The following is a 25,436-nucleotide window of genomic DNA, read 5'->3' on the forward strand; positions in this document are numbered from 1 at the left end:
TGCTGATTCACCGTGCCGACGCTACCGACGAGCGACCCGCATTACGCCCCGCCGAATGGCTGAAAAAGGGGGTCCGACCAGCCCCTGAATCACCGCCGGTCGGCTACCGCCGCAGGCCGAACGCTCGGCCGAATTCTTCGTCTCACCCGAGTCAGAGCGCCAACGTCGCGAGCACGACCTCCAACGCCTTCCGCATGTCATCGGCCTCGATCCGCATCAGCGTGGCTTCGTCGAGCGACCGCAGGTCCAGGCTGTCGTCCATGGCCAGCCGGTATTCGCGCTCCTCCTCGGCGCCCTCGATGATGTTGCGGATGAAGCGGCCGTTGCCTGCGATGTCGATGCCGCGGCGGGGCAGTCCGCTCTGATCGGTGCCCTCGGCGTGGTAGAGGTCGGTGCAGGCGGTGCGCAGGAGATCGATCGCCGCGTCCGATACCGCGGAATCACGCCTGTCCGCGATGAATCGGCCGATGTCGCAGAGTTCGTCCGGCGAGTACGAATCGAACTTGACCCGTTTCGCGAAGCGGGATGCCAGGCCGTCGTTGCTGGCCAGGAACCGATCGATCTCGCCGTCATAGCCGGCGATGATGACGACCAGGCGGTCGCGGTCGTTCTCCATCCTGGCCAGCAGGGTGTCCACCGCCTCGCGGCCGAAGGCGTCACCGCCGGACAGTCCGGTCTGGATCAGCGTGTACGCCTCGTCCACGAAGAGCACGCCGTCCATGGCCGAGTCGATCAGCGAATTCGACTTGATCGCCGTCGAACCCAGGTGCTGGCCGACGAAATCGGAGCGCTTGGCCTCCACCACATTGTCGGTCTTGAGCAGGCCGAGCCCGCAGTAGATCTTCGCCACCACCCTGGCGATGGTGGTCTTGCCGGTGCCGGGCGGGCCGGTGAAGGCCAGGTGCTGCCCGCGCGGCATGCTGGTGAGCCCCTTCTCCGCCCGGACTTTGGCCAGGGTGGCCGAGGACTGCAACTTGGCCACCTGAACCTTCACCGCACCGAGGCCGATCTGGGCGTCGAGTTCCTTGCGGGCGGTGGCCAGCACCACCTCGGCCCGGTGCTGCTGCTCCTCCTCGGCGGCCTCGGCCAGCGACGGCGCGGACGCCGGATCCCAACGGTCGGTGCGGGATTCGATCTGCTCGCGGGTGGTGACCACGATGCGGAACTTGGGGTCGTGCATGGCCTGCGCGTTCGACGCGAACTCCGGGACCTGGGTGTAGACCGTCTCGAACAGCGCCCGCGCCTCCTCCTCGTTGCCCTGTTCGCGCAACGCCAGGCCACGGCAGTACATGGCGGCGATCCTGGCCGCCGGAATCGGGCCGCGCTCGGCCAGTTCCAGCCGCCGCGTCCCCTCGCCGAACAATCCGAGGTGCGCGCACGCGGTGCCGACCATTACGTGCGCGCCCGAGGCCATGTACTGGTCCTGCCATTCCGCCGAGCCGGCCAGCACCGCCATCACGTCCGGCCACAGCTGGGCGGTGAAGTACAGCACGCCGCGCGCGTAGGCACAGATCTGGTCATCGATCGCGCGATCCGGGTCGTCGGCCAGCAGGCGGCGCCGCTCGTCGAGGCCGTCCAGCACCTGGTGTGCCGCTTCGAATTCCTTGTCCTGCAACAGGTGCATCGCCTGTGCGATCCAGATCTCGGTGAGACTCGCGATCGGGTAGTCGATGTACTGGCCGATCTGGAACCGGCCGGCCAACTGCCGTGGCGGCAACCCGAGCCGGCGCTGCTCGCGCATCAGCGAAGTAGCCGAGGTCCGGTGCAGCTGACGCAGCACCTCCTGGCTCACGTCACCGGCGGCGACGCGGCCCAACCAGGCATCACACATCTCCGGGTCGAGCTCGGTCGCCCGGCGGAAGGCTACCTTGGCGTATTCGAGGTTCTTGGCGGCTTGCTGGCCGTCGACCATCAAGCCCAACGACAGCACGCCCGCGTCGAAGATCTGTTGCGCTTGCCGATTGGCTGACATGCCGGGCAACGTAGCGGCCGGACACGGTCGTCGCATATCGGGCGTGGTCCGCGCCCACCGCGCATTCATCGGCAGTTCACCGGGCGCGCCGACCGGGCGCGGAAAACCGCATGTCGTTGCGCGCCAGCGGTTACGGCGAGGCGAACTCCCCGCTCGGCAGGTGCCGTGGTACCGGCCGATTGGCTACCTTCCCGAACGTCGGAACCAGGGAATTCGGGAGTCGTCAGCGTGATGGAGTCAACGGCGATCGAGCCGCAACTGTGCCGGGTCTCGGTGATCGGCGACAACACCCAGGTGGACGTCGCGCTGCCCGCCGCCGTCCCGATCGCCAACTTCATCCCGGATCTGGTGGCGCTCATCGCTTCCCGCAATCCGGACCTGTCCGAGAACGACGACAACAGCCCGCTGGCGGCGCAGCACTGGACGCTGAGCCGGCTCGGCCGGTCCGCGATCGATCCGGTGCGCACACTGACCGAGGCCGAGGTGTTCGACGGCGACCTGCTGGTGCTGCGCGCGGTGGACTCGGTGGAGTCGCCCGCTCTCTTCGATGACGTGATCGATGCGGTAGCGCGGTTGACCGACAACGCTTTTCGCGGTTGGACCGCCGAGTCGGCGGGACGGGCGGGATTGGCAGGCGCGATCGCCGCCGTGGCCGGCGCGTGCTTCCTGCTGCTGTTCGCGGCGGCCCACGGGTTGGGCGTCCCGGCCGGCGCTTCGGGGCTCGGCGCGGGCTTGCTGACGCTGATCGGCGCCGCACTCGTCGCCCGGATATACGCCGCCACGCTGCCCGCGACCGTGCTGGCCCTGTGCGGCCTGCTGTTGCTGGCCAGCGGTGCGGCGGCGATCGTGCCCGGTCCGCTCGGTGCACCGCACGTTCTGCTGAGTTGCACTGCCGCGCTGCTGCTTTCGGTGATCGCAATGCGCGCGATCCGGGTGCGGCCGACCATGTTCACGGCGGTGATCACCATCGCGACGTTCGGCACCGGCGCCGCGGCCGCCTCGACAATATGGCAGGTGGCGCCGTCGAAGTCGGCGGCGGCGATCATTCTGATCGGGCTGCTCGGCATCACCCTGGCCCCGCGGATCGCGGTGGCGGCGGCCCGGTTGCCGGTGCCGCCGGTACCGACCGCGGGCGGCGCGATCGACCCGCGCGACCACGAACCCCGGCCGACCATCGAGGGCATCGGGGCGATCGGCGCGACGTCGATCCCGTCGGCGGCCGGCCTCGGCCTGCGGTCTCGGCTGGCCAACGACTACCAGTCCGGGATGATCATCGGCATCGTCACGGTCACCGTGTTCGCCACGATCATGACGGTCGCCACGGCCACCGAGCATCGCTGGCAGTGCGCGGCGCTCGCCGCGTCGGTGGGCATCGTGCTGGCCCGGCGCGGACGGGCCTTCTCCGACCTGACCCAGGCCTCGGTGCTGGTGCTGGGTGGTTGTGCGGCGCTCATCCCGCCTGCGGTGCTGTGGGGCGTGCGGCTGGCGGACGCGGCGCTGCCCGCGGCGGGGGTGCTGCTGCTGGTCGCGGCGCTGGCCATGCTGGTCGGCGTGGCCGGTCCGAACCTGGAGATCTCGCCGGTGGTGCAGCGGGCGGGTGAAATCCTGGAGTACGCGCTGATCTGCGCGATCGGCCCGCTGACGTTCTGGATCATCGATGTCTACGCCATGGCGCGCAATGGCTGAACCCGGCCTGTCTCGCAAATCCGGATTCGCCGCCGCCGCGATGACAGTCCTGTTGGCCCTGTCGGCATCCGGTGCCGCGCAGGGTGTTACGCCGCCGGAGGTGGACCCGGGACTGCTGGTCATCGGCGCGCCGGTCGCGCCGCCGACCCCGTCGGAGCAGCGGCTGCTGTGTTCCCAGCCGATCTGGACCGGCTCCGCACCGGTCGGAATACCCGCGGCGCAGAAGGCGCTCGCTCTCGACCACGCGTGGGAATTCAGCCGGGGCGCAGGGCAAACCGTCGCGGTGATAGATACCGGCGTCAATCGGCATCCACGCTTGACCGTCGAGCCGGGCGGCGACTACGTCGCCGATTCCGACGGCACCGCCGACTGCGACGGGCACGGCACCCTCGTGGCCGGCCTCATCGCGGGACATCCGGCCGCCGACGGCGCCGACGGCTTCGCCGGCGTCGCGCCCCAGGCGGCCGTGCTCGCCATCCGGCAGACCAGCCTGGCCTACCAGGCCAAGAACAACTACGGCAGAGCGGAACCCGGCGGCATGTCGGCCGGCGGCTACGGCACCGTCGATACGCTGGCCAGCGCGGTCGTGCACGCGGTCGACCTGCACGCCTCCGTCATCAACATCTCGGCCGTGTCCTGCCGACCGGCCGGCACCGGTCCGCTGGACGGCGCGCTCGGCGCGGCGCTGAAATATGCCTACGACCACAACGTCGTGGTGGTCACGGCAGCGGGCAACGTGCAGTCCCAGGGCGCCTGCAAGGACCAGAACGGCACTGCCGGTTGGGATTCCGTGCAGACGATCGCCACCCCGGCGTGGTTCTCCCCCTATGTCCTGTCGGTCGCCTCGGTCGAGGCCGACGGGTCGCCGTCGTCGTTCAGCCTGTACGGGCCCTGGGTTTCCGTCGCCGCACCGGGCAGCAACCTGATGTCGCTGGATAGCGCGCCCGGCGGCACCGGCCTGGTCAACGGCACGCCGCAGGCGGACGGCCGGGTAGCCCCGGTCAACGGCACCAGCTTCGCCAGCGCCTTCGTCGCGGGACTCGTCGCCCTGGTTCGGTCCCGCTTTCCCGACCTGTCCGCCGGGCAGGTGATGGATCGCATCGTCGGCACCGCACACGCACCGGGCAGCGGTCGCGACGCGCGCATCGGGGCGGGCATGATCGACCCGGTCGCCGCGCTCACCGCGGTGTTGCCGCCCCCTTCGGGACTCGACCCCGCGGCGGGCAAACCGATCGCCGCCCCCACCCCGGCACCGATACCGGATCCCTGGCCGCGCCGCATCGGAATCGCCGGTGCCGCAGGCTGTCTGGCGGCGCTCGCGATCCTGTTGACCCTGTCGATCCCCTTCCGGCGCAAACAGCGCGAACGGCTCGCCCTGCCGGGCGACAACTGACGAGGACCAGCCATGAGTACGCAAGGTTTCATCCGGCTGGCCCGGATCGCGCCGCCGCGCCCGCCGGGCGGCGAGGTAGTGCTCAACGCGCCGCCGGAGATCACCGCGCCGGTGCCCGCCCCGCTCTGGCAACGGTTGTTGCCGCTGGTCATGGTGGTCGCCATGGTCGGGATGATGGCGCTGATGTTCACCATGAGCGGCAAGGCCATGCTGACCAATCCGCTCGCCATGATGTTCCCGATGATGATGCTGATGTCGATGGTCGGCATGTTCGCCGGACGCGGCGGTGGCGGCGGGAAGAAGGCCGCCGAGCTCAACGAGGAACGCAAGGACTACTTCCGCTACCTGGACCAGCTGCGCCGCGACGTTCGCGGCACCGGGACCGCCCAGCGCGCGGCGCTGATCTGGAGCCACCCGCACCCGATCGACCTGCACGCACTCATCGGCACCCGGCGGATGTGGGAGCGCAGGCCCGGCGACCCGGACTTCGGTCATGTGCGGGTCGGCGTGGGCAGCCACCGGCTCGCCACCAAACTGGCGCGGCCGGAGACGGTTCCGCTCGAGGATCTGGAACCGGTGGCGACGGTGGCGCTGCGCCGGTTCGTGCGCACCCACTCGGTCGTGCACGGTCTACCGACCGCTATTTCGTTGCGCGCGTTTCCCGCGGTCAATATCGAGGGCCCGCGTGCGCACGGCCGTGCCCTGCTGCGCTCGATGCTGATGGAATTGGCCACTTTTCACGGTCCGGACAGCATGGTGTTCGCGATCGTCACCGCCGATCCGGACGCGGCGGCCTGGCGCTGGACGAAATGGCTTCCGCACCTCCAGCATCCGCGCGACACCGACCGAATCGGCACGGCCCGCATGCTGTACGAGTCGTTGTCGGAGCTGGAGACCGCGCTGGCCGAGGAACTGCTCGAACGCGGCCGATTCCTGCGCAACGCGCCACCGACGCCCGGCCGGTTGCACGTCGTGGTGGTGATCGATGACGGTTACGTCAGCGGTTCCGAACGCACCATCAGCGACGCCGGTCTCGACTCGGTGACCGTGCTGGACCTGACCGCGCCGCAGACCGGCCTCGCGGTCCGCCGGGGTTTGCAGCTGGTGGTCGAGGAGACCGTGATCGGCGCGCGCACCGGCGGCTCGGTGCAGAACTTCGCCGATCCGGACCGGTTGAGCCTGGAGGTGGCCGCGACCTTCGCGCGCGGGGTGTCTCGCTACCGGATCGCCACCAGCGCCCAGATCGTCGATCTCGGCGCGGATCTCGGCGGCGACCCCGGCCTGATGTCGATGCTCGGCATCGCCGACGCGGCCACCATCGAGCCGGACGACGTATGGCGGCCTCGGTCCGCGCGCGAGCGATTGCGGGTACCGATCGGCGTCACGCCCGACGGCACCCGGGTCGAGATCGACATCAAGGAATCCGCGGAGAGCGGCATGGGCCCGCACGGATTGTGCATCGGCGCGACGGGTTCGGGTAAATCGGAGTTCCTGCGCACGCTGGTGCTGTCGATGGTGACCACCCACTCACCGGACCTGCTGAATCTGGTGCTGGTCGACTTCAAAGGTGGCGCAACGTTTCTCGGCCTCGATCCGCTGCCGCATGTGTCGGCGGTCATCACCAACCTCGAGGAAGAACTCTCGATGGTGGACCGCATGCGCGACGCGCTGGCCGGCGAGCTGAACCGCCGCCAGGAACTGCTGCGCGCGGCCGGAAACTTCGCCAATGTCACCGAATACGAGAAGGCAAGGGCCAACGGCGCGCAGCTCGATCCGCTTCCCGCACTGTTCATCATCGTCGACGAATTCTCCGAATTGCTCTCGCAGAAGCCAGATTTCGCCGAACTGTTCGTGATGATCGGCCGGCTGGGCCGTTCGCTGCGGGTACACCTGCTGCTGGCCTCGCAGCGGCTGGAGGAGAACCGGCTGCGCGGCCTGGATTCGCACCTGTCCTACCGGATCGGCCTGCGCACCTTCTCCGCCGGCGAATCCCGGCAGGTGCTGGGGATCACCGACGCCTACCATCTGCCGGGCAATCCCGGCGCCGGGTACCTGAAGAGCGATGCCTCGGATCCGTTGCGGTTCAACGCGACCTACGTGTCCGGCCCCTACGTTCCACCGGTCGCCGGCCGGGCGGCCGGAGCACCGGCTCCGACCTCGGCCGGGGTCGTCGATCTGTTCACCGCCGCCGTCGCGCTCCGTACGCAGCCGACCGCCACCGAGGCGGCACCGGTCGAGGTGGAGCTGCCGGATCTGGCGGCACTGCTCGCTGAGACGCCGCCCGCCGGCCCGGAGCAGTCGCTGCTTCAGGTGGTGGTCGGGCGGCTGACCGGGCACGGCAACCGGGCGCACGAGGTGTGGCTACCGCCCCTCGACGTCTCGCCCAGCGTGGATATGCTACTGCCCGAACCGGATTGGCGTTCGGCGTGCACCCAGCAGAGCACGCTGTGGCTGCCGATCGGCATCGTCGACAAGCCGTACGAGCAGCGGCGTGACGTGCTCACCATCGACCTGGCCGGTGCACAGGGCAATGTGGCGGTGGTAGGCGGACCTCAGTCGGGCAAGTCCACCACCATGCGCACGATCATCATGGCCGCGGCCGCGACGCACACCCCGGAGCAGGTACAGTTCTACTGCCTGGATTTCGGCGGCGGTGCGCTGTCGGCACTCAACGGCCTGCCGCACGTCGGATCGGCCGCGGGGCGGCTGGAAAGTGATCGGGTCCGCCGCACGGTCGCCGAACTCAGCACATTGCTGCGCAGGCGCGAGGCCCGCTTCCTCGAACTGGGCATCGAGAACATGCGCGCGTTCCGCGCGATGAAGGCCGAGCTCGCCGAGCTGCCCGCCGACGAGCGGGCCGCGCATCCGCTCTCGGCCGACCTGTTCGGCGACGTCTTCCTGGTCATCGACGGCTGGGCCGCCTTCCGTGAGGAGTTCGAGCTGATCGAGGGTCAGGTGCTGGTGCTGGCCGCGCGCGGGCTGTCCTACGGCATCCATCTCATGCTCGGCGCGAACCGCTGGGGCGAGATCCGACCGGCGGTCAAGGACCAGATCGGCACCCGGATCGAGCTGCGCCTCGGCGACCCGTCGGACTCCGAGATGGATCGCCGTGCGGCGGTGGGGGTTCCGATCAACCGGCCGGGCCGCGGCATGACCGCGGAGAAGCTGCACATGCTGATCGCGCTGCCGCGGCTGGACACCGCCGTCGACCCGAACACCCTCGCCGAGGGCGTCGCCGCGGCGAAAGCCGAACTGGCCGAGCTCTATCCCGGTCGGCACGCGCCCACGGTGCGCATGCTCCCGCTGGAACTCGACCGCGAACAGGTGCTGGAGACCGCGCGGGCGCAGGACACGCGGCTCGACCATCGGCGGGTGCTGATCGGGCTGAGCGAATCCGAGCTCGCGCCGCTGGTGCTCGACTTCGAGGAGCAGCCGCACCTGCTGGTCTTCGCCGACGTGGGCTGCGGCAAGACCACGCTGCTGCGCAATATCGCACAGGGCATCGTCGAGAATTCCACGCCGGATCAGGCCCGCATCATCCTGGTCGACTACCGCCGGACCATGCTCGGCGCGATCGAGGGCCCGCACCTGGCCGGTTACTCCACCTCGGCGCAGACCTCGGTGCCGACGCTGAAGGAGGTGGCCGGATTCGTTTCCAAGCGGATGCCTGGCACCGACATCACGCCGACCCAGCTGCGCGAGCGCAGCTGGTGGAGCGGGCCCGAGGTTTATGTGATCGTCGACGACTACGACATGGTCGCCTCGAACAATCCCCTGCTGCCGCTGATGGATCTGCTGCCGCAGGCGCGCGACATCGGCCTGCACGTGATCATCGCCCGCCGGGCCGGCGGCGCGTCCCGCGCGCTCTACGACCAGGTGCTCGGGCCGTTGAAGGACATGTCGGTCGACGGCCTGCTGATGAGCATCCCCAAGGACGAGGGTGTGCTGCTCGGCGACGTGCGACCGGCACAGTATCCGCCGGGTCGCGGCGTGCTGGTGTCGCGGACGCGCGGACGCGAACTGGTCCAGATCTGCCACCTGCCACCGGCATGAACGACTGCGAGAGAGACGAATACCTGATGGACGAGTCGAACGTTTCCCCGCCGCAGGACGCCTCGGCCCGGATCGTGGCCGAGCGGGGCGACGGCGCTCGGGTCGTGGCGGTCGGTCCGGTGTGCGTGGTGATCGATCATCGTGACGTCGATGCCGCCGGGCGATACACCGTGCCACCGGCGGATCTGCCGGTGCTGCTGCTGGATTCGCTGCTCGCGCGACCGGGCTTCCGGCGGCGCGAGGAAGCCGCGCCGCACAGCCTGCTGACCCCGGAGCAGCGCGCCGAAATGCGGCGTCGGGCCACCGAATACCAGGACGGCCGCGGCTGATACCGCCGCGGCCTGCTCAACCCTGAACTGGCAGCGCCTGTTTGACCGCGCCGGCCAGCAACCGCATCGAGGCCGGCGCGCCCGGATTGATCAGCACGTCGATGCCCTCCTCGGGCAGCGCGTCGGCCAATTCCGCCATCGGCACCTCGGTCCAGCGCGCGCCCTCGACGTGCTGCCGATGGGTCGCGGCGGAGGTGACCAGGACGCACGGCACGCCGTCGGGCGCGGCCGCGACCACCGGATCACCGTTCGCGTCGATCGCGACACCGACCACGGCGTCGCGCAGCGTCGACATCAGCTGCGCGGCATCGGCTTTGCCCTCCGTCACCAATCGCAGGGTCGCATCGACCGGATCGACCGCCGGCCCGTCCTCGACCGGCCGGTAGTCCGGGTTGGCGTTGAACTCGCCGACCGTGCCGTCCTCGTCGACGAACCAGCCGCCGAGCACCGCATGAGCCGGCGGGCGCTCGTCCGGTGCGGCCGGTTGCCACGCCGGATCGATCAGGAACAGCCACTCGGCGCCGGTGGATTCGTCGGACTGCTGGTCACTCATCGGTGGACCTCTCTCTTGGACGCCGCAACCGCACGCCGAACAGCGTGCCCGCGGAATACGAAGGGGATGAATGGGTTGTGCCCGTCGCGGGCAGGTTCGCCTGCGGTACGACAAAGTTCGCGGGCGGGTTCTGCGCCGGATACCGGGTGTTGGCGTACTGGTATCCCCTGCCCTGCAAATACGATATCCAGCCTGCGTTGTTGTGCGCGCCGATCATGCTCATGTCCGGCAACCGAATCGTCGGGGTCGATATATCCACGACGGCGGTGTGTACCACTCCCTGAGACGCGTAGATTCGACTGTCCGGGAAGTTCACCCGCATCGCGTCGGCGAAACCGGAGCCCGCCTCCCCCTTCGCCGCTTCGCACGCCACCAGGACAAACGATTTCGACGTCCCCTGAGGCAGCGTCCCAGAGGTCAGCGCATCCCGGAACGGCTGGGCGGACTCCACGATCGAGGCGAACGTCCGGCCGTCCACGATGATGGATACCTTCGATTTCAGGCGGATCTCGAAGTGATCGGGACCCGCGTGCGCGGAAATGTAGACCGGACCGTTGCGGCCGTCCCGATATTCCCGCTGCCATGGCGCCGCGACGATCTCCGGGTGCGAATTCGCGCCGTTCAACGCGTTGTTCCGGATGCGGTTACCGATGGCGAGCATGTCGGTCTCGTCGGCATCCATGCGGATCACCGAGTCGTGGCCGATCTCGGTCTGCGCCCACAGCTGCGCTCCGCGCAGGTCGTTCTTGTGGTGGAACGACACGCCGATCGTCTCGCCGAGGTGGTTGCGCAGCGGGTGCGACAGCACATCCTTCGCCTCGAACTTCACCACATACGAGCCGGGTGTGACGCCGAGCAAGGGGTCCTCGGTGAGCATCCGCCGCAGCGTGTGCAGGCGGGCCCGCCACTCGAGGGGGTGGGTCATGTCGGTGGTCGTGAGCTCGTCGCCGAGGGCGGCGTCGCTCGCGGAATCGCTGGTGTAGGCGTCGTCGTCGGAACCGGAATGGATCACCGATGCCGAAACCACCTCGGGTGCCGCGGAAACGGCCCCCGTGATCGGGAAACGGGTTCTGGGATAATTGGTGCCCGATCCGTTGAAATAAGACACCCAGCCGTGATCGCGCACCGCACCGAGCAAACCTATTCCGAGGCTGCTGTCGACATAGGTCTGCACCGACCCTTGGGACGCGTAGACGCGGCTCTGCGGGAACGACTCGTGCACGGCCTGCGCGAAATCCCGCCCGGCCGGTCCTGCCGCGATCTCGCAGGCGATCATGACGACCGATCTCGCCGGATCCGTTGCCATCGCGTCCCGGAATGCCGGAGACGTTTTGATGATCGAGGCGAAGGTCTGCCCGTCGACCGCGACCGCTTTGCCCGAACGGAGCTGGACCTCGAAACCGTTCTCGGCCGCGTGCACGGAAACATAGAGCGGACCGATTCGCCCGTTCCGGTATTCGCCTGCCCACGGCGCCGCGGCCAAACGGTCGGGCGTCAGCTTGGCCGGATCGCTCATCACCGCGGTGATATCCGCCTCGTCGGAGCGCATCCGGACGACCCGGTCGTGCCCGTTCGCGGCACTGCCCCACCCGTGCAGCAGGCGCAGCTGAGCTTCCTCGTGCAGGAACGTGATCCCGATCGTGCGACCCTGGTTATCGAGGATCGGCGACTGGACGAGCTGCTTGGCTCGGAAGGTGTATACGCTCGTGTTCTCCGTTTCGCCGAGCAGCAGGTTCTTGTCGAGTCGCAGCCTGATCGTGGCGAAGCGCCGCTTCAACTCCAGCGGATGGGTCACGTGAGCTACGGCGAGGTCGTCGGCATCCGCGGAATCGGTGCGCACGTGCGCGCCGGAGCCGGCCTCCTCGCCCGCGGCGGCCATCCGCACGAGACTGGCGAACGGCAGCGGCAACTCGTCCAAGCCGAACAGGGCGCGGGCTCCGGACCCGCTGACCGTCAGCTTGCCGAACTTGTTGAGATGCTCCAGGTTCACGTGCACCACACCGTCGTCGTCGTGGCGGATGCCCGGTAGCGGCGCCGGTGTCTCGGTATGGCTGCCCCACGGATTGCGCAGGGTCAGCGCCGTCGGATCGCCGTGCGCGTCACGTTCGACGCCGAGCACCGTGTACGCGTGGCCGCCGACCAACCCTGGCACCAGCGCCGTGTCGTCGACACCCCATGGCCGCGTGCTCAGCATCACCAAATCGCCGCGGTCCAGGGCGAATTGGACCCGATCGGCAACCGGACGCATCGTCGCCGGATCCAGTAGCCGATCACGCCACGCGGCCTCTCGACCGGTGTGGTCGACGAGGGCGTCGATGTGGGCCGCCCATCGGGTTCGCTGATCCGCGCTCAGGTGCCCCTCGAGGAAACGACGGAAACCCGTGGCGGACGCCGGATTATCCGGCCGGATCTGCCGATGGAACTCCTGGATGGCCTGGCGGACTTCGCCGTGTGTCTCGATCAGCCGCAGGACCAGGGCCGAATCGGCACCGTCGCCCACCGGATTTCGCTCGCGGGCGATATGCGCCCGCAACTCCGCCTCCCAGGTGCTGTGCAGGGCGGTGATCGTGCGCGCGAATTCCTCGTCGCCCGAGGCGAACCGGGTATAGGCGTCGTGGTCCATCCGCATGGGGTGCAGGAAGTAGTGGTCCATGACGGCACGCGACGGTTGCGACCGCAGTCCACCGGACAGGTTGGCGGGCTGGAGGTTTCGGGCGGCGTCGACCGGATCACCACCATCGAGTCCGGCGTACCCGGTGTCCCCGGCGAATACCGCGTACGCCTTCTCCAGCATGGCCGGCCAGAGCACACCCAGATGCGCCGCGTTACGCGCGGTGCCGTCGCCGTTGACGTAGAGGTCCTTGGTGACCCGTTTCCACACCGGAGCACCGGCCTGGTCGAAGAACCGCACCGCGACCGAATCGCCGAGGTCCACCATCATCTCCGGGATCGGCTGCCGCGAACTACGCGCCAGCGCGATCATGTTGGCGACGAAGAAGCAGTCGCCCAGCCTGCCCTGGCGCACATCCGACTCGAGTGGGCCGTGTTCGGCGTGCCACAGCGGGCCGTCGAAGGCACGGAGTCCGGGCAGCGCGACGCCGAGGACCGGACGCGGCAGCGTGCGCCACGCGTGCGCCGGGTCGGTGGCTTGCGGATCCCGGAACATCGTCCGGCTGAGATCGGCCGTCCCGTCGGCGTTCTGGGCCGGCTTCACCGTGATCGAGGAGCCGCCCGGCAGCCACTGCGCGCGACCGGCGGCGCCGTCGAAGCCGAGGCCGGGCAATGTCAGGTAACAGTCCGTCCCCCAGGGGAACAGTCGTTTCTGCAGGTGGAAGGCTTGGTCGAGCAGCCCGTCACGCACCCAGATCGGATCCACGTCCGTCTTCTGGTCGAACGGAACCAATCCCACGTACTCATGACCGGTGTCCGGATGGGTGAACCGCGTGCCGAGCACCCGCCATCCCTCGTCGACGCCGAGGATGTGCGGATTGCCGAGCCGGTCGATCAGGACGGTTCGATCCTGCGGAACGGTACCCGCGACGGCCGGAGCCGCATGCGGCGGCAGTGCGAGCAAGGTCGCGGTATCCGGCACGGCGGTGTCGGAATGCGCTGCCGGAGCGATGGTTTCGGTTTGCGTGCCGGTCGGGGTCGATGAGCGGAAGAGATCCGCAAGCGCGTCTTCGCTCAACCGGACGCCGGATTCGCCGGTCTCGTCGGCGAACAGACCGGCCGCGGGCGCGGGATCGCGGACATCGTCGGAGACGCCTTCGAGATCGGACAGGTCCTCCGCGCCGGTACCGTCCCGCAGCGGGCGTCCGCGTACCGCTCGATCGAAGGCGTCGTCGAACACGTTGCGCGCGAACCACTGTCGCAGCTGGGCGTCGCCGGCCTCGGCGTCGGTGCCGCCCAGGTACTCGTCATCGGATTCGCTGTCGTGCGCTCTCGTGGCCGCGGTGGGCTGGTCGGTCCTGGCTGTCCGTCTGGTCCCGGAACCCGTTCGGCCGGTGTCCGCCTTGACCGTGCTCTGCTGGACTTCCGCGGAGCCGTCGGACCGAATCGTGACCCAGCCCTTGTTGCGGTTCACTCCGAGGGTGGCGAAGGTCTTGCCTGCCTTCTTCGCGCTGACCTGCACGGTCCCGATGCCGCGTCCGGCAGCAGATCACGCATCGCGCGGGCGAAATCCGCTGCGGCATGCTTCTTTCCCGCCTTACACGAGATGAGCACCAGCGAGCGGGCCGACTGCGCGCCCTCCTGCATCGCCTGCTGGAACGGGGCCGACGCCTTGACGATCTCGGCGTAGTTCGCACCGTCGACCTGGACCGTCTTGCTGGTCCCGTTCGCCTGCCGGATGTCGACGCTGAATCGTTCCGGCGACGCATGGGCATCGATGAAGATCGGCCCGGGCGCCCCGTTGTCGTAGTCGGCCTTCCACGGCGCGTCCACGACATCCGTACCGAAGTCCATGCGGCGCTTGGCCACATCCTCCACGGTCTGTCCGGCATCGGTGAGCACGACCCGGTCCTGCCCGGATGCCGCGCGCGCCCACTTCACCGCCTCCCGCTGACCGGCGTCCTTGGTCACGAACGACACCCCGATCACCCGGTCGTGCTTGTCCACCAGGGGGCGGCTCAGCACATCCGAGGCCTCGAAGCTCAAGGGACGCTTGCTCTTTGCCGACTCTCCCGATATCGAGGTGGCCGATGCGGGCTGCGTCGGGTGCACCTGCGGCCCGGCGGCGCTCGCGGACAACGGATCCGTCGCGGGCGCGGCAGCGGAGCGAGCGGTATTCGTCACGGTCTGGGTGCGGTCGATCCCCGACGGGGTCCGGGCCGCGGCGGTCGCGGTCGCGGCGGCGGGGTCGTATCTGGTGGATTCGTCCATCGTCCGGCCGCCATTGCCGTCGAAGGTTTCCCAGCCGGCGTTGTCCTCGGCCGCCAGGAGCCGATACCGGTTGCCCGGCGCGTTCGTGAAGTTCATCGAGGACATCGACACCGTGCCGCTGGACGCGTGCACCGTTGCGGTGGGCAGCATTTCGCGCAAGGCGGTGGCGAAGTCGGGCGCGGCCGTGCCCTTGGCCGCGTTGCAGCACATCAGTACGACCGAGCGGACCACATCGGTGCCTAGTGCGTCGTGGAAGGCCGGAGACTCCTTGATCAGCCGTCCGAACGTCGCACCGTCGACGTCGAGTGTGGTTCCGGTCTTCAGCCGGATCTCGAAGGTGTTCTTCCCCGCGTGCGCGTCGATGTAGACGGGCCCCCTACCGCCCGCACCGTATTCGGCGGCCCACGGCGCTGGGACCACCTCGTGCCCGAGCCGGGTCGCGCCGTCGAAGGCAGCCTGACCCTTCTGCCCGGGGTGGGTGCGCACCACCTTGTCTTGCCAATTCTGCGCTTGCGCCCACCGCGTGCTCGCGTCGATCTCGTGCGCCACATGCTTGAACGACACGCCGATCGGCTGCCCGTCCGGTCCGATCAAGGCCCGCGACACGACGTCGGCCGGCTTGAACTTGACCGACTTGTGCAGAAAGTTCTCGCCGGTCAGCACGTCGTCGCCGCTCAGCAGCAGGGAACGCAGATGGGTCTTGAAGCCGAGCGGGTTGCTGACCGTGGTGTCCACGATGGGCGCGGAGTCATCGTGTGTGCCGGTGTTGGTCACGGCCGCGTCGACGACGACCCCGGGCGGATTCACCGCATCCGCCCTGCTCGCAGACTCGGCAACCGCATCGTGACTGACCGCCGACGCGAATCCGACCGTGGAATTCACCGGGGCGGTGGCATCTGCGTACCTGGTGCTCTCGTGCACTGTCCGAGAGCCGTTGCTACGCAAGGTCTCCCAACCCGCGTTGTTGTCACCCGAGACCAACCGGGCCCGGGTATCCGGCGCGTCCCGCGACCACTTCGTGGACGTGGTGACCACACCGCTGGACGCATGCACGTCGGTGCCGGGAAATGTCTCGTGCAGTGCTGCGGCGAAATCGGGCGCGGCCGAACCCTTGGCCGCCTTACAGGACAGCAGCACCACCGAGCTGGGCGCATCGGTGCCGGCGCCGAACGTATCGCGGAATCCCGCGGACGCCTCCAGGAGCGCGGCGAAGGTGCGGCCGTTCACCTCGAGCGTGGTCCCGGTCCGGAGCCGGATCTCGAACGTGTTCGAGCCCGCGTGGGCGTTGACGAAGAACGGGCCTTTACCCCCGCTGACGTACTCGGACGCCCACGGCGCGACCGCTAGTTCCTGTCCCTTCCTGGTCGGCCCGTTGAAGACCGCCGCACCGCCCTGGCCGGGCCGGGTGCGCACCACCTGGTCGTGCCAGAGCTGCGCGCCTGCCCAGCTGGCGGCATGCTCGATCTCGAATTGGACGTGCTTGAAGGAGACGCCGATCGTACGGCCGTCCGGACCGATCAAGGACTGCGACACGACATCCTCCGGCTTGAACCGGATCGGCACGTTCAGGAAGTTCTTGCCGCGCTGCGCATCGTCGTCGCCGAGCAGCCGCAGCGAGTTCAGATGCGACTTCCATCCGATCAGCGGGTTGCTGACCGCCGAGTCCGATTCCGCAGCGGTGTGTGTCACCACGTCACCGACGACGCCGGCCGGCGCCATCGCGCCGGCCCGGCTCGCGAAGAAGTCCGCGAACTCCGCCGGAACGATCTGCTCGTCATCCGCGGAGCGGAATACTTTCCATGGAATACCATTGCGATGCAACAGATCCCGAACATCTTGTTCCGGATGCGTCGGGAAGACCACGTGATCGATGTCGGCGACCTCGACCCCGCCGTGCACCTGCGCCTCGACATATCGCCACTTCTCGAAATCGGCGTGCGTCAGGTCGCGTCCGAGACCGACATGCGCCGAGGGCAGCACAGTCCGCTGGGGTGGTGCGTAGATTCCGAACGATTCGGGCAGCGGATGCTCGAGCGGCGAGGGATAGGTACGCATCTGGTCGGCGATCGAATCACCGACACAGGCCGTAGTCCGTGCGCGCACCGCGGCCTTCAGCACCACCTGTACCTCGCCATAGTTGGACAGGTAGTCGTCGGATTGGCGGCGGGCCGGTCGCTCCTCGCTCATCCGCACGTATCCGTAGACGGCACGTTTGCCGACCGGATGACTGTGCTGTTCGTGGCCGAACCAGCGGTGCTCGAGCAACCCGCGGCTGTTCACGCCCTCCCCGGTATCACCGTGGTCGAAGGCCGTCTTGAACCGTCCGTCCCGCAACACGTCGACGAGGGAATCCTCGGTCACGCGGATGGCGACATCCTTACCCGCGAAAGCGGTTTCGAGCTCCGCCGTCATCCTGGTGCGCAACTCGTCCAGCGAAAGGCCTTCCCGGTCAGCCAGATCCTGTTCGTGCCGATCGATGCTGCCCAGCTGTTCGGCACGAGCGACAGCGATCTGCTGCTCGTCGGGCGACAGCTCCGCGAAGTGAGCGGCCAACTGCCCCTTCAGTTCCTGCTGTTCCTGCCGAAGCGCGGCGAGCGACTCGAGATCGGCTCGGTCGGCCTGTTTGATCGTCTCCGTGATCGTCGCGATCCGCTTGCCCAGTTCCCGGCTCTGCGGATCGGCCACCTTCACCTCGGGCAGAGCCGCGGTGTCCGGTGTGGCCACGCCGTCGCCGAGATGGTCGTGCCGGCTCTCGACGGTCTGTGCCACCGGCATTTCCAGGTCGGGGATCTTCGGCCTACCGTCCACGTCCGGCTGATGCGCCGCCACCGGACCGACCTGTCTCCGCTCGGCGAGCGAATCCGCGAGCGCGGCAACACTGTCGACCTGCTCGGGCCGGGAGTTCCTGGCTTGTAGCACCGGAGCCAGGTTGGCCAGCTCGGCCTCCGCCGCCTGACGAACCCGCAGCCCGGCGTCGCGGGCGACCAGCGCCGCGTCGTGGTCGTCGCGGGCGGCGTCGAGGACGGCTCGATTCGCCGGAGTCGGCGCCGCCTGGTGCGCGGCCTCGGCGAGTTGTTGCGTCTCCTGTGTCGCACGGTATTTCGTGTCCAGGGTGGCGTGCTCCGCGACCGCGTCGGTGTAGCGGATGATGGTCAGGGCGTGCTCGGGCGCGTGCGCGAACAGTGCGTCGTCGGCGGCCAGGTAGTACCGGACACTGCCTTCCTGCCCGGACCTCGCGGCCCGGTTCTCGGCCTGGATGTCGATATCGCGCAGGTTCGACTTGCTCGTCACCGTCACGTGCAGGCCACCGGCCTCGCTGACCGCGTGGCTGACCGGAATGTCGACACCACGGCCGCCCTGCCGGTTGATGAGCAGCACCTTGCCCAGTTGGCCCGCCTCGTCGAAGATCTGCTGGAGTCGCGCCTCCGCGTGCTCGCCGTGGTCGAGGAACCATTTCGCGTCGACCGCGATGTGGTCGACGTTCGCCTTGGTCAGCAACGCCGACAGCTGCGCGACCTCGCTGTTGCGGTTGGCGATCACCAGTTGCGGACGGGCTGCCGGACCGTGCTGCGCGGCGATATCGTCGGCGATCATCTGGTGTTTCGCCGACTGGTCGCGGGCCATCGACGCGTCGAGGACGTCGAGTCTCGACTCCGCGAAACGCGGGATCTTCACCACGTCGGTCATGCCGTACTGCGCGACGAGTTCGTGCGATACGCCCGCGGCGGTGCCGGACGCGCCGGTCAACGGGTCATAGTGCGTGTCGGAGAACATCTCCTTGGCGGTCAGGCTGAGCGCACCGCCGGAATCGTTGCGGATGGTCAGACCGTGCTTGGCCTCGACGGCCTGGGCCAGGCCACCGTTCCAGCGGCTCTCGGTGGACGTCTTCGGGTCGAACATCACCTTGTGCGTGGTCTGGTCGATGATGAAGACCTTGTTGTTCGCCCGGTCCACGATGTAGTGGTCGTTCTCGACGAACTCCCATCGCGCCGACGCGGCCGATTCGATCCGGCGCACGGCCTCGTCGAGCCGTTCCCGGCGCTGCGCCTCGGTCAGCGTTCGGTCACCCGGCTGCTCGCGGGCCAGCAGCTCCGTGACCGCGGACCTGCCCTCCTCGGTCAGCTTCGCCGGGCCGCCCACCTGATCGCCGGTCCGGCCGAAGTGCGCCGGGGTGAGCTCACCGGAGCTCAGCCGCTGATCGAGGAAATCGCGCGCGTATGCGACGCGTTCGGCTACGTCGTGCGCGGCCGGCGCGGCCGCACCCTCGGAGAGGATCCAGGTGGTGTCGGCATGCACCAGGGCCTCATCGATCTCGTCGATCACCGCGAGGCGGCCCGGCACGACCTTGCCTCGCAGCCTGCCGAAGCCGGCGTCGTTCAGGGTGCCGATATTGATCGTCGGGCGTTGCGGCGCGTCGGCGTCCGCACCGGTCGGGCCGCCTTCTGGATTCATCCGGCCGACATCGAAGCCGTACGGGCGCAGGACGTCGTTGTACAGGCGGAAAGCGTCGTTGGCCAGGGTGTCTCGGGTGGTGAAGACCTGAACCGGGTCGCCCGCCGAGGCTTTCAGCATCGCGTCGGCCAGGAACGCCAGCGTCTTGCCCTCGCCGGCGTCCATGTTGATCGGCCCGTGCCGCATCGCCATGACCGCCATGACCTGGGTCCAGCGCAGGGTCTTGCCGGTCTCGCGCCGGACCACCTCGACCGCGGCCGTCACCGCGCGGTGGTACTCGGCCAACTGAGCCGGGTCTTGCGCATCGTGGTGGATGCTGCCGGACAGGGCCTCCTTCAGGTCGTCGCGAGAGACTCGCGCCCATTCGTCCGGCTGGTAGGCATCGAGCAGGTCCTTGGCGTCGCGCTCGAGGTTCGGCGGGTCCGTCGGCGCCCGACGCGGTGGCGGGTCGGGCAGGTCGGAATGCTCGGGCTTGGGCGGTGTCTCGTCGTGATCGGATTTCGGTGCCACGTCGTCGTGTCCAACCGGCGTGCGTTCGGCCGCGGGCGGCCAGCCCTCCTGCTCCGCGGGGGTGTACTTGCGGCCATGCTGGTCGAAATGCGTTATGCCGTCATAATGTTCGCCCAGCGCGGCCTTGATCCTGGCGGGCGACGGATGGTACGCACCGGCCCAGTCGAAGACCGACGCCAGTTTCCCGTTCACGAACTCGGCTTTGAAGGCCACGTACACCCCGGCGTTGTGGAACGCCTCGTGCGGCAAATCGCTCACGTACCAACGACCTTCGTGGTCGCCGACCACCGTCCGCATGACCGGGGCGGTGCCCTCGGCCCATCGTTTCAGTAGCGGCCCCGAGCGCGGCACCGGGGTGTGCGGTGTGCCGCCGTCCTCACCGACCATGTTCTTGCTCGGAGCGGACTGCGTCTTACCGGTCTTCGGCGGCGCCTCGCCGGTCTTGCCCGACGCCGGGACGTCGTCGTCGGACTTCTTCGCGGGGGCTTCCTCGACTCTCGACCAGTGCCCGTCCTCGATCTTGAATAGGTGTGCGGCCCTTTCGTTTTCGTTCAGCCGATACATGCCGCGGGACAGCGGCTTGTCGTAGCCGGGTACTGCGGCGCCTTCGTGACCGGGTGGCGTGTCGCCGGGGTCCTTCTGACCGAAACCCTCGCGCATCGGCAGATCGGCGCCCTGTGCCTGCCGGAACGGCTCCCGGTCGTCGTGCGGCGACCTGCTGCCTCGCAGCAGGTCCAGGGTCTGCTGGAAACCGACGACCTCGCGGAGGAACGCGCGGCCGCCCGGCCACACCGGGCCGAGCAGGTCCGCCTCCACGCGGCGCCAGCGGGCACGACCGGTGTAGCCGTCGGCTGTGTGTGCGCGGGCGTTGACCGGATCGGTGGCGCCGGCCCGGTCACCGTCCTTGGCCACGCCGCTGCGCTGTGGTGAAGCGGTCGACTTCGGATCGGACGAGTGGGGCGAATTCGGTGATTTGGCCGGCTCTTTCGTGGGGTTCGTGGACTTGTCACCGCCGGACGCCTTGTCCCCGGCGTTGGCCTTGTCACCGCTGCCGGTGGGCTTGTCACCCGGGTTGGCCGACTTGTCGCCGGTGGCGGTTGACCTGTCCCCGGCGCTGGGCGTTTTGTCGCCGATCTGCGACGCGCGGTCACCGCCGCTGGGCGACTTGTCGCCGCCGAGAGGCGCGGAACCCTCTGGCTTCGCCCGGCTTCCGCACGCCGACTGCTCCGGCGTCGAATGGACCTGCGTCTGCTGGGTTTCGGGTTTGGTCACCGCGCTCGTCGACCGCTGCGTTTGAACATCGGAAGCGCCACTGCCGCTGGGTGTGTCGGACATCCGAGGTTGCGCTCGCTGGTCGGCACCGACCTGCGGACGACCGGGCGACGTGGACGAGTCCGTCGCCCTGGGCGATGCGGCTGGTGCGCCGCCTTTGACGTCGTTCGTCGCCGCCCGCGCGTTCGGCGGTGGCGCGCCATTCGCCGCTGCGGCACCCGGCTTGGTCGGCTCCGTGGCGGGTGCCTGATGTGCGGTCGCGGCCGCATTCGAATGCGGTTGTCCCGCAACCCCCGACGACGCCTGATCGTTGACCGGGCGCTGCTGGTTGTCCGCATGGGACGAACCATCGTTCGCGCGCTGCGACGTGCTGTCGCCATGCGCGGACGAGCTGTCGGCGCTATGCGACGGTGCGGAACTGTCGTGCGAACCGGAGCGCCCGGCCGCCTCGTTCTGACCGGACCGACCGCCGGACGAGTTCTCGGCCGTCTCGTTGCCGTGCACCGATGGCGCACTGGACTTCTGCGTCGCGCTCGAACCTTGATCGGCCCCGCCGCCCGAACCGGATTTACCGTTCGCGTTGTCGCCGTTCGCCTTCGGGCCACCGGTGCCCGCAGGCTCGTGCACCGGCGCCGAACCGGATCCGGAAGCCGGCGGTCCGTCCCCCGGCCGCACCGGCGGTCCGCCCGCCGGCAGCTTGGTTCCCGGATTCGCGGTCGTGGGCAGGTCGACATGCGGCTTCGCCCCGGACGCGCGCCACCCGCGCGCGCCGCCGCTGAACGCGCCGGCCGCACCCGCACCGAGCATCCTGGGGTCCAGCTCGAACGGGCCGCCGTTGAGGGCCATGTTGGCCACACCGCCGCCGACCATGCCGCCGACACCACCGGCGCCGCCCTGCACCATGCCGGTCAGCAGCTGCTGCCAGCGTTTGTCGAACTCGGTGCGGGTGATCTTCCCGCCCATGAACTTGAACAGGTCCCCGCCCAATTTGCCGAACGCCGCGCCGAACGCGCCGCCGAGCGCACCGCCGACCGCGGCCTGCCACAACGCTTTACCGTCGAATCCGTCGCGGTGATGGGCGGCCATCTGACCGAGCTGGATGAGGATGTTCAGGATCATCTGCTGGCCCATGGCGTTCAGCGCGGCGATGACCATCTGCATCAGCAATTTCTTCAGCCATTGGAACACCACCTGGTACCAGGCGATCAGCACGACCTCCTGGGCCGGAGCGGTCACCGGCGAGAGCCAGGCCAGCGCGATCTCGTAGACCAGCTGCACCAGGCCGACGACGATCATGATCTTGTTTTCCTGGATCGCGCAACCGACCTTGTCGCACGATCCGGCCAGCTGATGCATCGACTTCGCGATGGCCTGCAACGACGCCGTGTCCGACTCGTCGGTGAGGTGCTTCAGCGTCTGCACCATCGACGAATTCAGCTCGCCCGCAGAGGGATACGCGGCCAAGATGTCCTTGACCGCGTCCTCGATGCCGGTCACCACGCCGGACAACTCACCGGAGGCGTCCGACCACGCGTCGGCGAGCGCGAACATGCCGTTCTCGCTGCCCTTGGGCCACTCGCTACCGGCTACGTAGCTGAGCCAGTGCAGTTCTTCCGGCAGCTTGATATCGGACTGCGAGACCGCGTCGGGCACGGACATCAGCGCTCGCCGGTCCGGCGGTCGGTGAGCGGCCACGGCGCATCCGTGCCGGTCGGCTCCTCGACCTCCGGTGTGGGCGAAGCGGCCTTGCGCCGCTTGCCTTTTCCGGCCGAGGGAGCGCCGCCTTGGGCGCCGGGCGGAACCCCCGGCATGCCCGGCGGCAGCATGCCGTTGCCGGGCATGGCGGCCCGCGACGGCAACCCGCCGATCCCGTTCTTGCCGGCCAGCTTCTCGCCGTCGAACGCCGAGGACGGCAGACGCGTCTGTGGAATGCCCGGCACCCCGCCGGCGCCGCTCTTGCCGCCGACGCCGGGCACACCCGGCTTGTCCACCGGCGCACCGGTTATCGAATCGAGGGACGGCCGGTACCCGTTCGGGCCGAGCGGGCCGAACAGCCCACCCGCGCCAGGGTTGAGCGCCGCATCGAGGTCCGCGCCGTCCGACCGGGGAGAAAGTCCGAGTGGGTCGACCGAACTCTTACGCTCTGTGCCGGACTCCGGTGTGAAAGCCGATGTTTCTGGCGGAGCACCGCCCGGACCCGTCGCCCCACCCGGCACGCCGATGCCACCGGGGTTGGACCCACCGGGATCGGACCCGCCCGGTTCCGGGATATTCGGCCCGCCCGGCTTCGGCCCGCCGCCCGATCCGTGATTGTCCGTGGTCGGCGGCGGCGGACCCGACGAGTTCTTGTCCCCGCCGCCTTTGTCGTTGTTGCCCCCGCCGCCCTTGTCCTTGTCGTCACCGGTCTTGCCGTGATTCGGATCGGAACTGAGCGGGCCCTTGTACGGCCCCGGATTGCCGTGCGCGTCCTCGTCGACGTAGTTCTTCAGCATCCATTCGGCGTAGAGATCCTCGCCGGCCGAGAACGCCTTGCCCGCTTCTTGAATGGTGGCACCGTAATTGATCAGCAACTGGCCGAAGACCGGGATCGCGCCGGACGCGTCCGATCCGGTGCTCGCGTTGCCGACCACCGAATCCACCGCGGCCACATAGCCGGACGCGCCCTCCGCGAACTGCTTGCCCAGCTTGTCGTCGCCCCACGGCTGCCCCAGCGACTGGAGGGTGCTGTGCAGCTTGTTCATGATGTCGAACAGGCCCTTGGCAGCGCTCGGCAGCTCGGCGAGCTTCTTACCCTTGTCGATCAGGTCCGCCGGATCGACGCGCACGGAGGGCCCGTTGTGGTCAGGCGGTGGTGTCACAGCGCCATCGTTGGTGTTATCGGTCAGCGATGTCGTGCGGCGACCCCAGAGTTCACCGCTTCTTCAGCAGTTCACCCGCCGGTAAGGTTGGCGAATCGGCCGCTCCGGCAGGCAGACTCACCGTCACGATCAGGCCGTGCGGCTGCGCGGTGTCGACGAAGAACAGCCCGCCGTGCTGCGCGGCCAGGGTCGCGGCGATCGGCAGGCCGAGTCCGGAACCACCACTGCCCGCCTGTGCGCCGCGAAAGAATCGCGTGGTGAGCCGGTCGATCTCGTCCGGCGACACACCCACCCCGGTGTCCTCAACCACGACCACCACGGACTCGCATTCATGGTTCACGGTGACCGTCGCCTGCGCACCGCGTCCGGCGTAGCGGGCCGAATTGCTCAGTGCGACATCGAGAATCTGGGCGAGCACGCCCGCCGGGACGGTCGTTGCCGCCGCGCCCACGAGCGGCCGCAGGGTGAGCGTCATGTCGGCCCGGAGAAACGCGTCGTGCCAGGCCTGGACCCGATCCTCGGCGACGCCGACCGCATCGCAACCGGCCGCCGGCCGCGCGTGCCGATCCGAACCGGCCTCGGCCACCGCCGAGGCCAGCAGCCCGTCCAGCAGCGCCGTCAGCCGGTCCACCTCGCCGACGACGCTGACGAAAGTGGCCGCCGCCCGGTCCGCGGCAATCATCGGTTGCAACGCCTGCAGCCGGACGGCAAGCGCGGCAAGCGGATTGCGCAGCGAATGCGCGGTGTCGACCACGAGTTGCCGTTCGGCGGCGGCCAATTCGGCCACCGCCCTGGTCACCGTTTCCACGCCGACCGCCAATTCCATGATCTCCGGCGGTCCTTCGCTGCGCAGCCAGGACCGACGGGCGGCGCCCCGTTGCGCGGGCAGCGTCGAGGTCAGCGCGTCGACGTCGCGCAGCAGCTCGGACACCGGGCGCAGGATCCAGCCGGAGACGACCAGCGCCAGGCCGCCGAACACCAGCAGAGCCGTCGCGGTGACGCAGACGAGCTGGATCCAGCGGTCGGTGATCGCGGTGCGGGTAGCCGCGGTCGCGATATCGATGACGACGACGCCGCCGGCCTGCGGCGGGGTGCCGATGGGTTGCGCGACGAACATCGGCTGCGTACTCCACGGATACAGCGGCTGCGTGGGCACGATCCAGTGACCGTCGCCGACCGCCTCACGCACCTGCGCGTCGCCGCGGTCGACCCGGATGTCGCACATCACCGTGCCGTCGGCGGCGATCACCAGGACGCCGTTGCCGCTGCGGTCGGAATAGGTCTGTGCCTCGTCGATGAGGCTCGCCGGATCCGTCGCGGCCAGCACACCGAATCTATTGGCGTCTTGGATCCGATCGATCACCAGGCCGCGGGTCCGGCTGAAGGCCAGCTCGTAGCCGATGCCGATGGCGAAGCAGGTCATGCAGATCGCCGCGAGCACGGTGAACGCGGTCACCAGACGGACGCGCATCCGGCG

The 25,436-nt window shown here is 68.9% G+C and carries 10 protein-coding genes; 4 read left to right on the forward strand and 6 right to left on the reverse strand.

What is annotated here, in order from left to right; translation table 11 throughout:
* Nucleotides 1-151 precede the first annotated feature (151 nt).
* Nucleotides 152-1,972 (reverse strand): type VII secretion AAA-ATPase EccA, encoded by a 1,821-nt coding sequence (gene eccA / locus ACFQ9K_RS43640; protein WP_378722380.1) that lies wholly within the window; start codon nt 1,970-1,972, stop codon nt 152-154.
* A gap of 231 nt (nt 1,973-2,203) precedes the next feature.
* Here eccA and eccD point away from each other — a divergent pair, with 231 nt between their 5' ends.
* Genes eccD through ACFQ9K_RS43660 form a run of 4 tightly spaced genes read left to right on the forward strand, consistent with a single transcriptional unit; the run spans nt 2,204 to nt 9,433 of the window.
* Nucleotides 2,204-3,658 (forward strand): type VII secretion integral membrane protein EccD, encoded by a 1,455-nt coding sequence (gene eccD, locus ACFQ9K_RS43645; RefSeq protein WP_378722384.1) that lies wholly within the window; start codon nt 2,204-2,206, stop codon nt 3,656-3,658.
* Complete coding sequence (gene mycP / locus ACFQ9K_RS43650) at nt 3,651-5,051, forward strand: type VII secretion-associated serine protease mycosin (RefSeq protein WP_378722381.1); 1,401 nt, start codon at nt 3,651-3,653, stop codon at nt 5,049-5,051. The genes eccD and mycP overlap by 8 nt, the downstream gene beginning before the upstream one ends.
* A 12-nt stretch (nt 5,052-5,063) precedes the next feature.
* Nucleotides 5,064-9,104 (forward strand): type VII secretion protein EccCa, encoded by a 4,041-nt coding sequence (gene eccCa, locus ACFQ9K_RS43655; protein WP_378722382.1) that lies wholly within the window; start codon nt 5,064-5,066, stop codon nt 9,102-9,104.
* 26 nt (nt 9,105-9,130) lie between these two features.
* Nucleotides 9,131-9,433, forward strand: coding sequence for a hypothetical protein (locus ACFQ9K_RS43660; RefSeq protein WP_378984505.1), 303 nt, complete (start codon nt 9,131-9,133; stop codon nt 9,431-9,433).
* A 16-nt stretch (nt 9,434-9,449) separates the two neighbouring features.
* Here the strand turns inward: ACFQ9K_RS43660 and ACFQ9K_RS43665 are convergent, their stop codons facing one another.
* Genes ACFQ9K_RS43665 through ACFQ9K_RS43685 form a run of 5 tightly spaced genes read right to left on the reverse strand, consistent with a single transcriptional unit; the run spans nt 9,450 to nt 25,430 of the window.
* Nucleotides 9,450-9,986 carry a type VII secretion system-associated protein gene (locus ACFQ9K_RS43665; RefSeq protein WP_378984508.1) on the reverse strand — a complete coding sequence of 179 codons (537 nt, stop codon included), beginning with the start codon at nt 9,984-9,986 and terminating at the stop codon, nt 9,450-9,452.
* Entirely contained in the window at nt 9,979-14,118 is a 4,140-nt protein-coding gene (locus ACFQ9K_RS43670) for a C2 family cysteine protease (protein ID WP_378721025.1), read from the reverse strand. The genes ACFQ9K_RS43665 and ACFQ9K_RS43670 overlap by 8 nt, the downstream gene beginning before the upstream one ends.
* On the reverse strand, nt 14,067-22,796 hold the full coding sequence (locus tag ACFQ9K_RS43675) for a hypothetical protein (RefSeq protein ID WP_378721026.1): 8,730 nt from the start codon (nt 22,794-22,796) through the stop codon (nt 14,067-14,069). Before ACFQ9K_RS43675 ends, ACFQ9K_RS43670 begins: the two co-directional genes overlap by 52 nt.
* Entirely contained in the window at nt 22,760-23,959 is a 1,200-nt protein-coding gene (locus ACFQ9K_RS43680; protein WP_378721028.1) for a hypothetical protein, read from the reverse strand. Before ACFQ9K_RS43680 ends, ACFQ9K_RS43675 begins: the two co-directional genes overlap by 37 nt.
* Before the next feature lie 52 nt (nt 23,960-24,011).
* Nucleotides 24,012-25,430: a sensor histidine kinase gene (locus ACFQ9K_RS43685; protein ID WP_378721029.1), complete on the reverse strand. Its 1,419-nt coding sequence runs from the start codon at nt 25,428-25,430 to the stop codon at nt 24,012-24,014.
* Between the last annotated feature and the right edge of the window lie 6 nt (nt 25,431-25,436).

The sequence above is a fragment of the Nocardia sp. NPDC056564 genome, from assembly GCF_042793755.1.
Lineage (GTDB): Bacteria > Actinomycetota > Actinomycetes > Mycobacteriales > Mycobacteriaceae > Nocardia.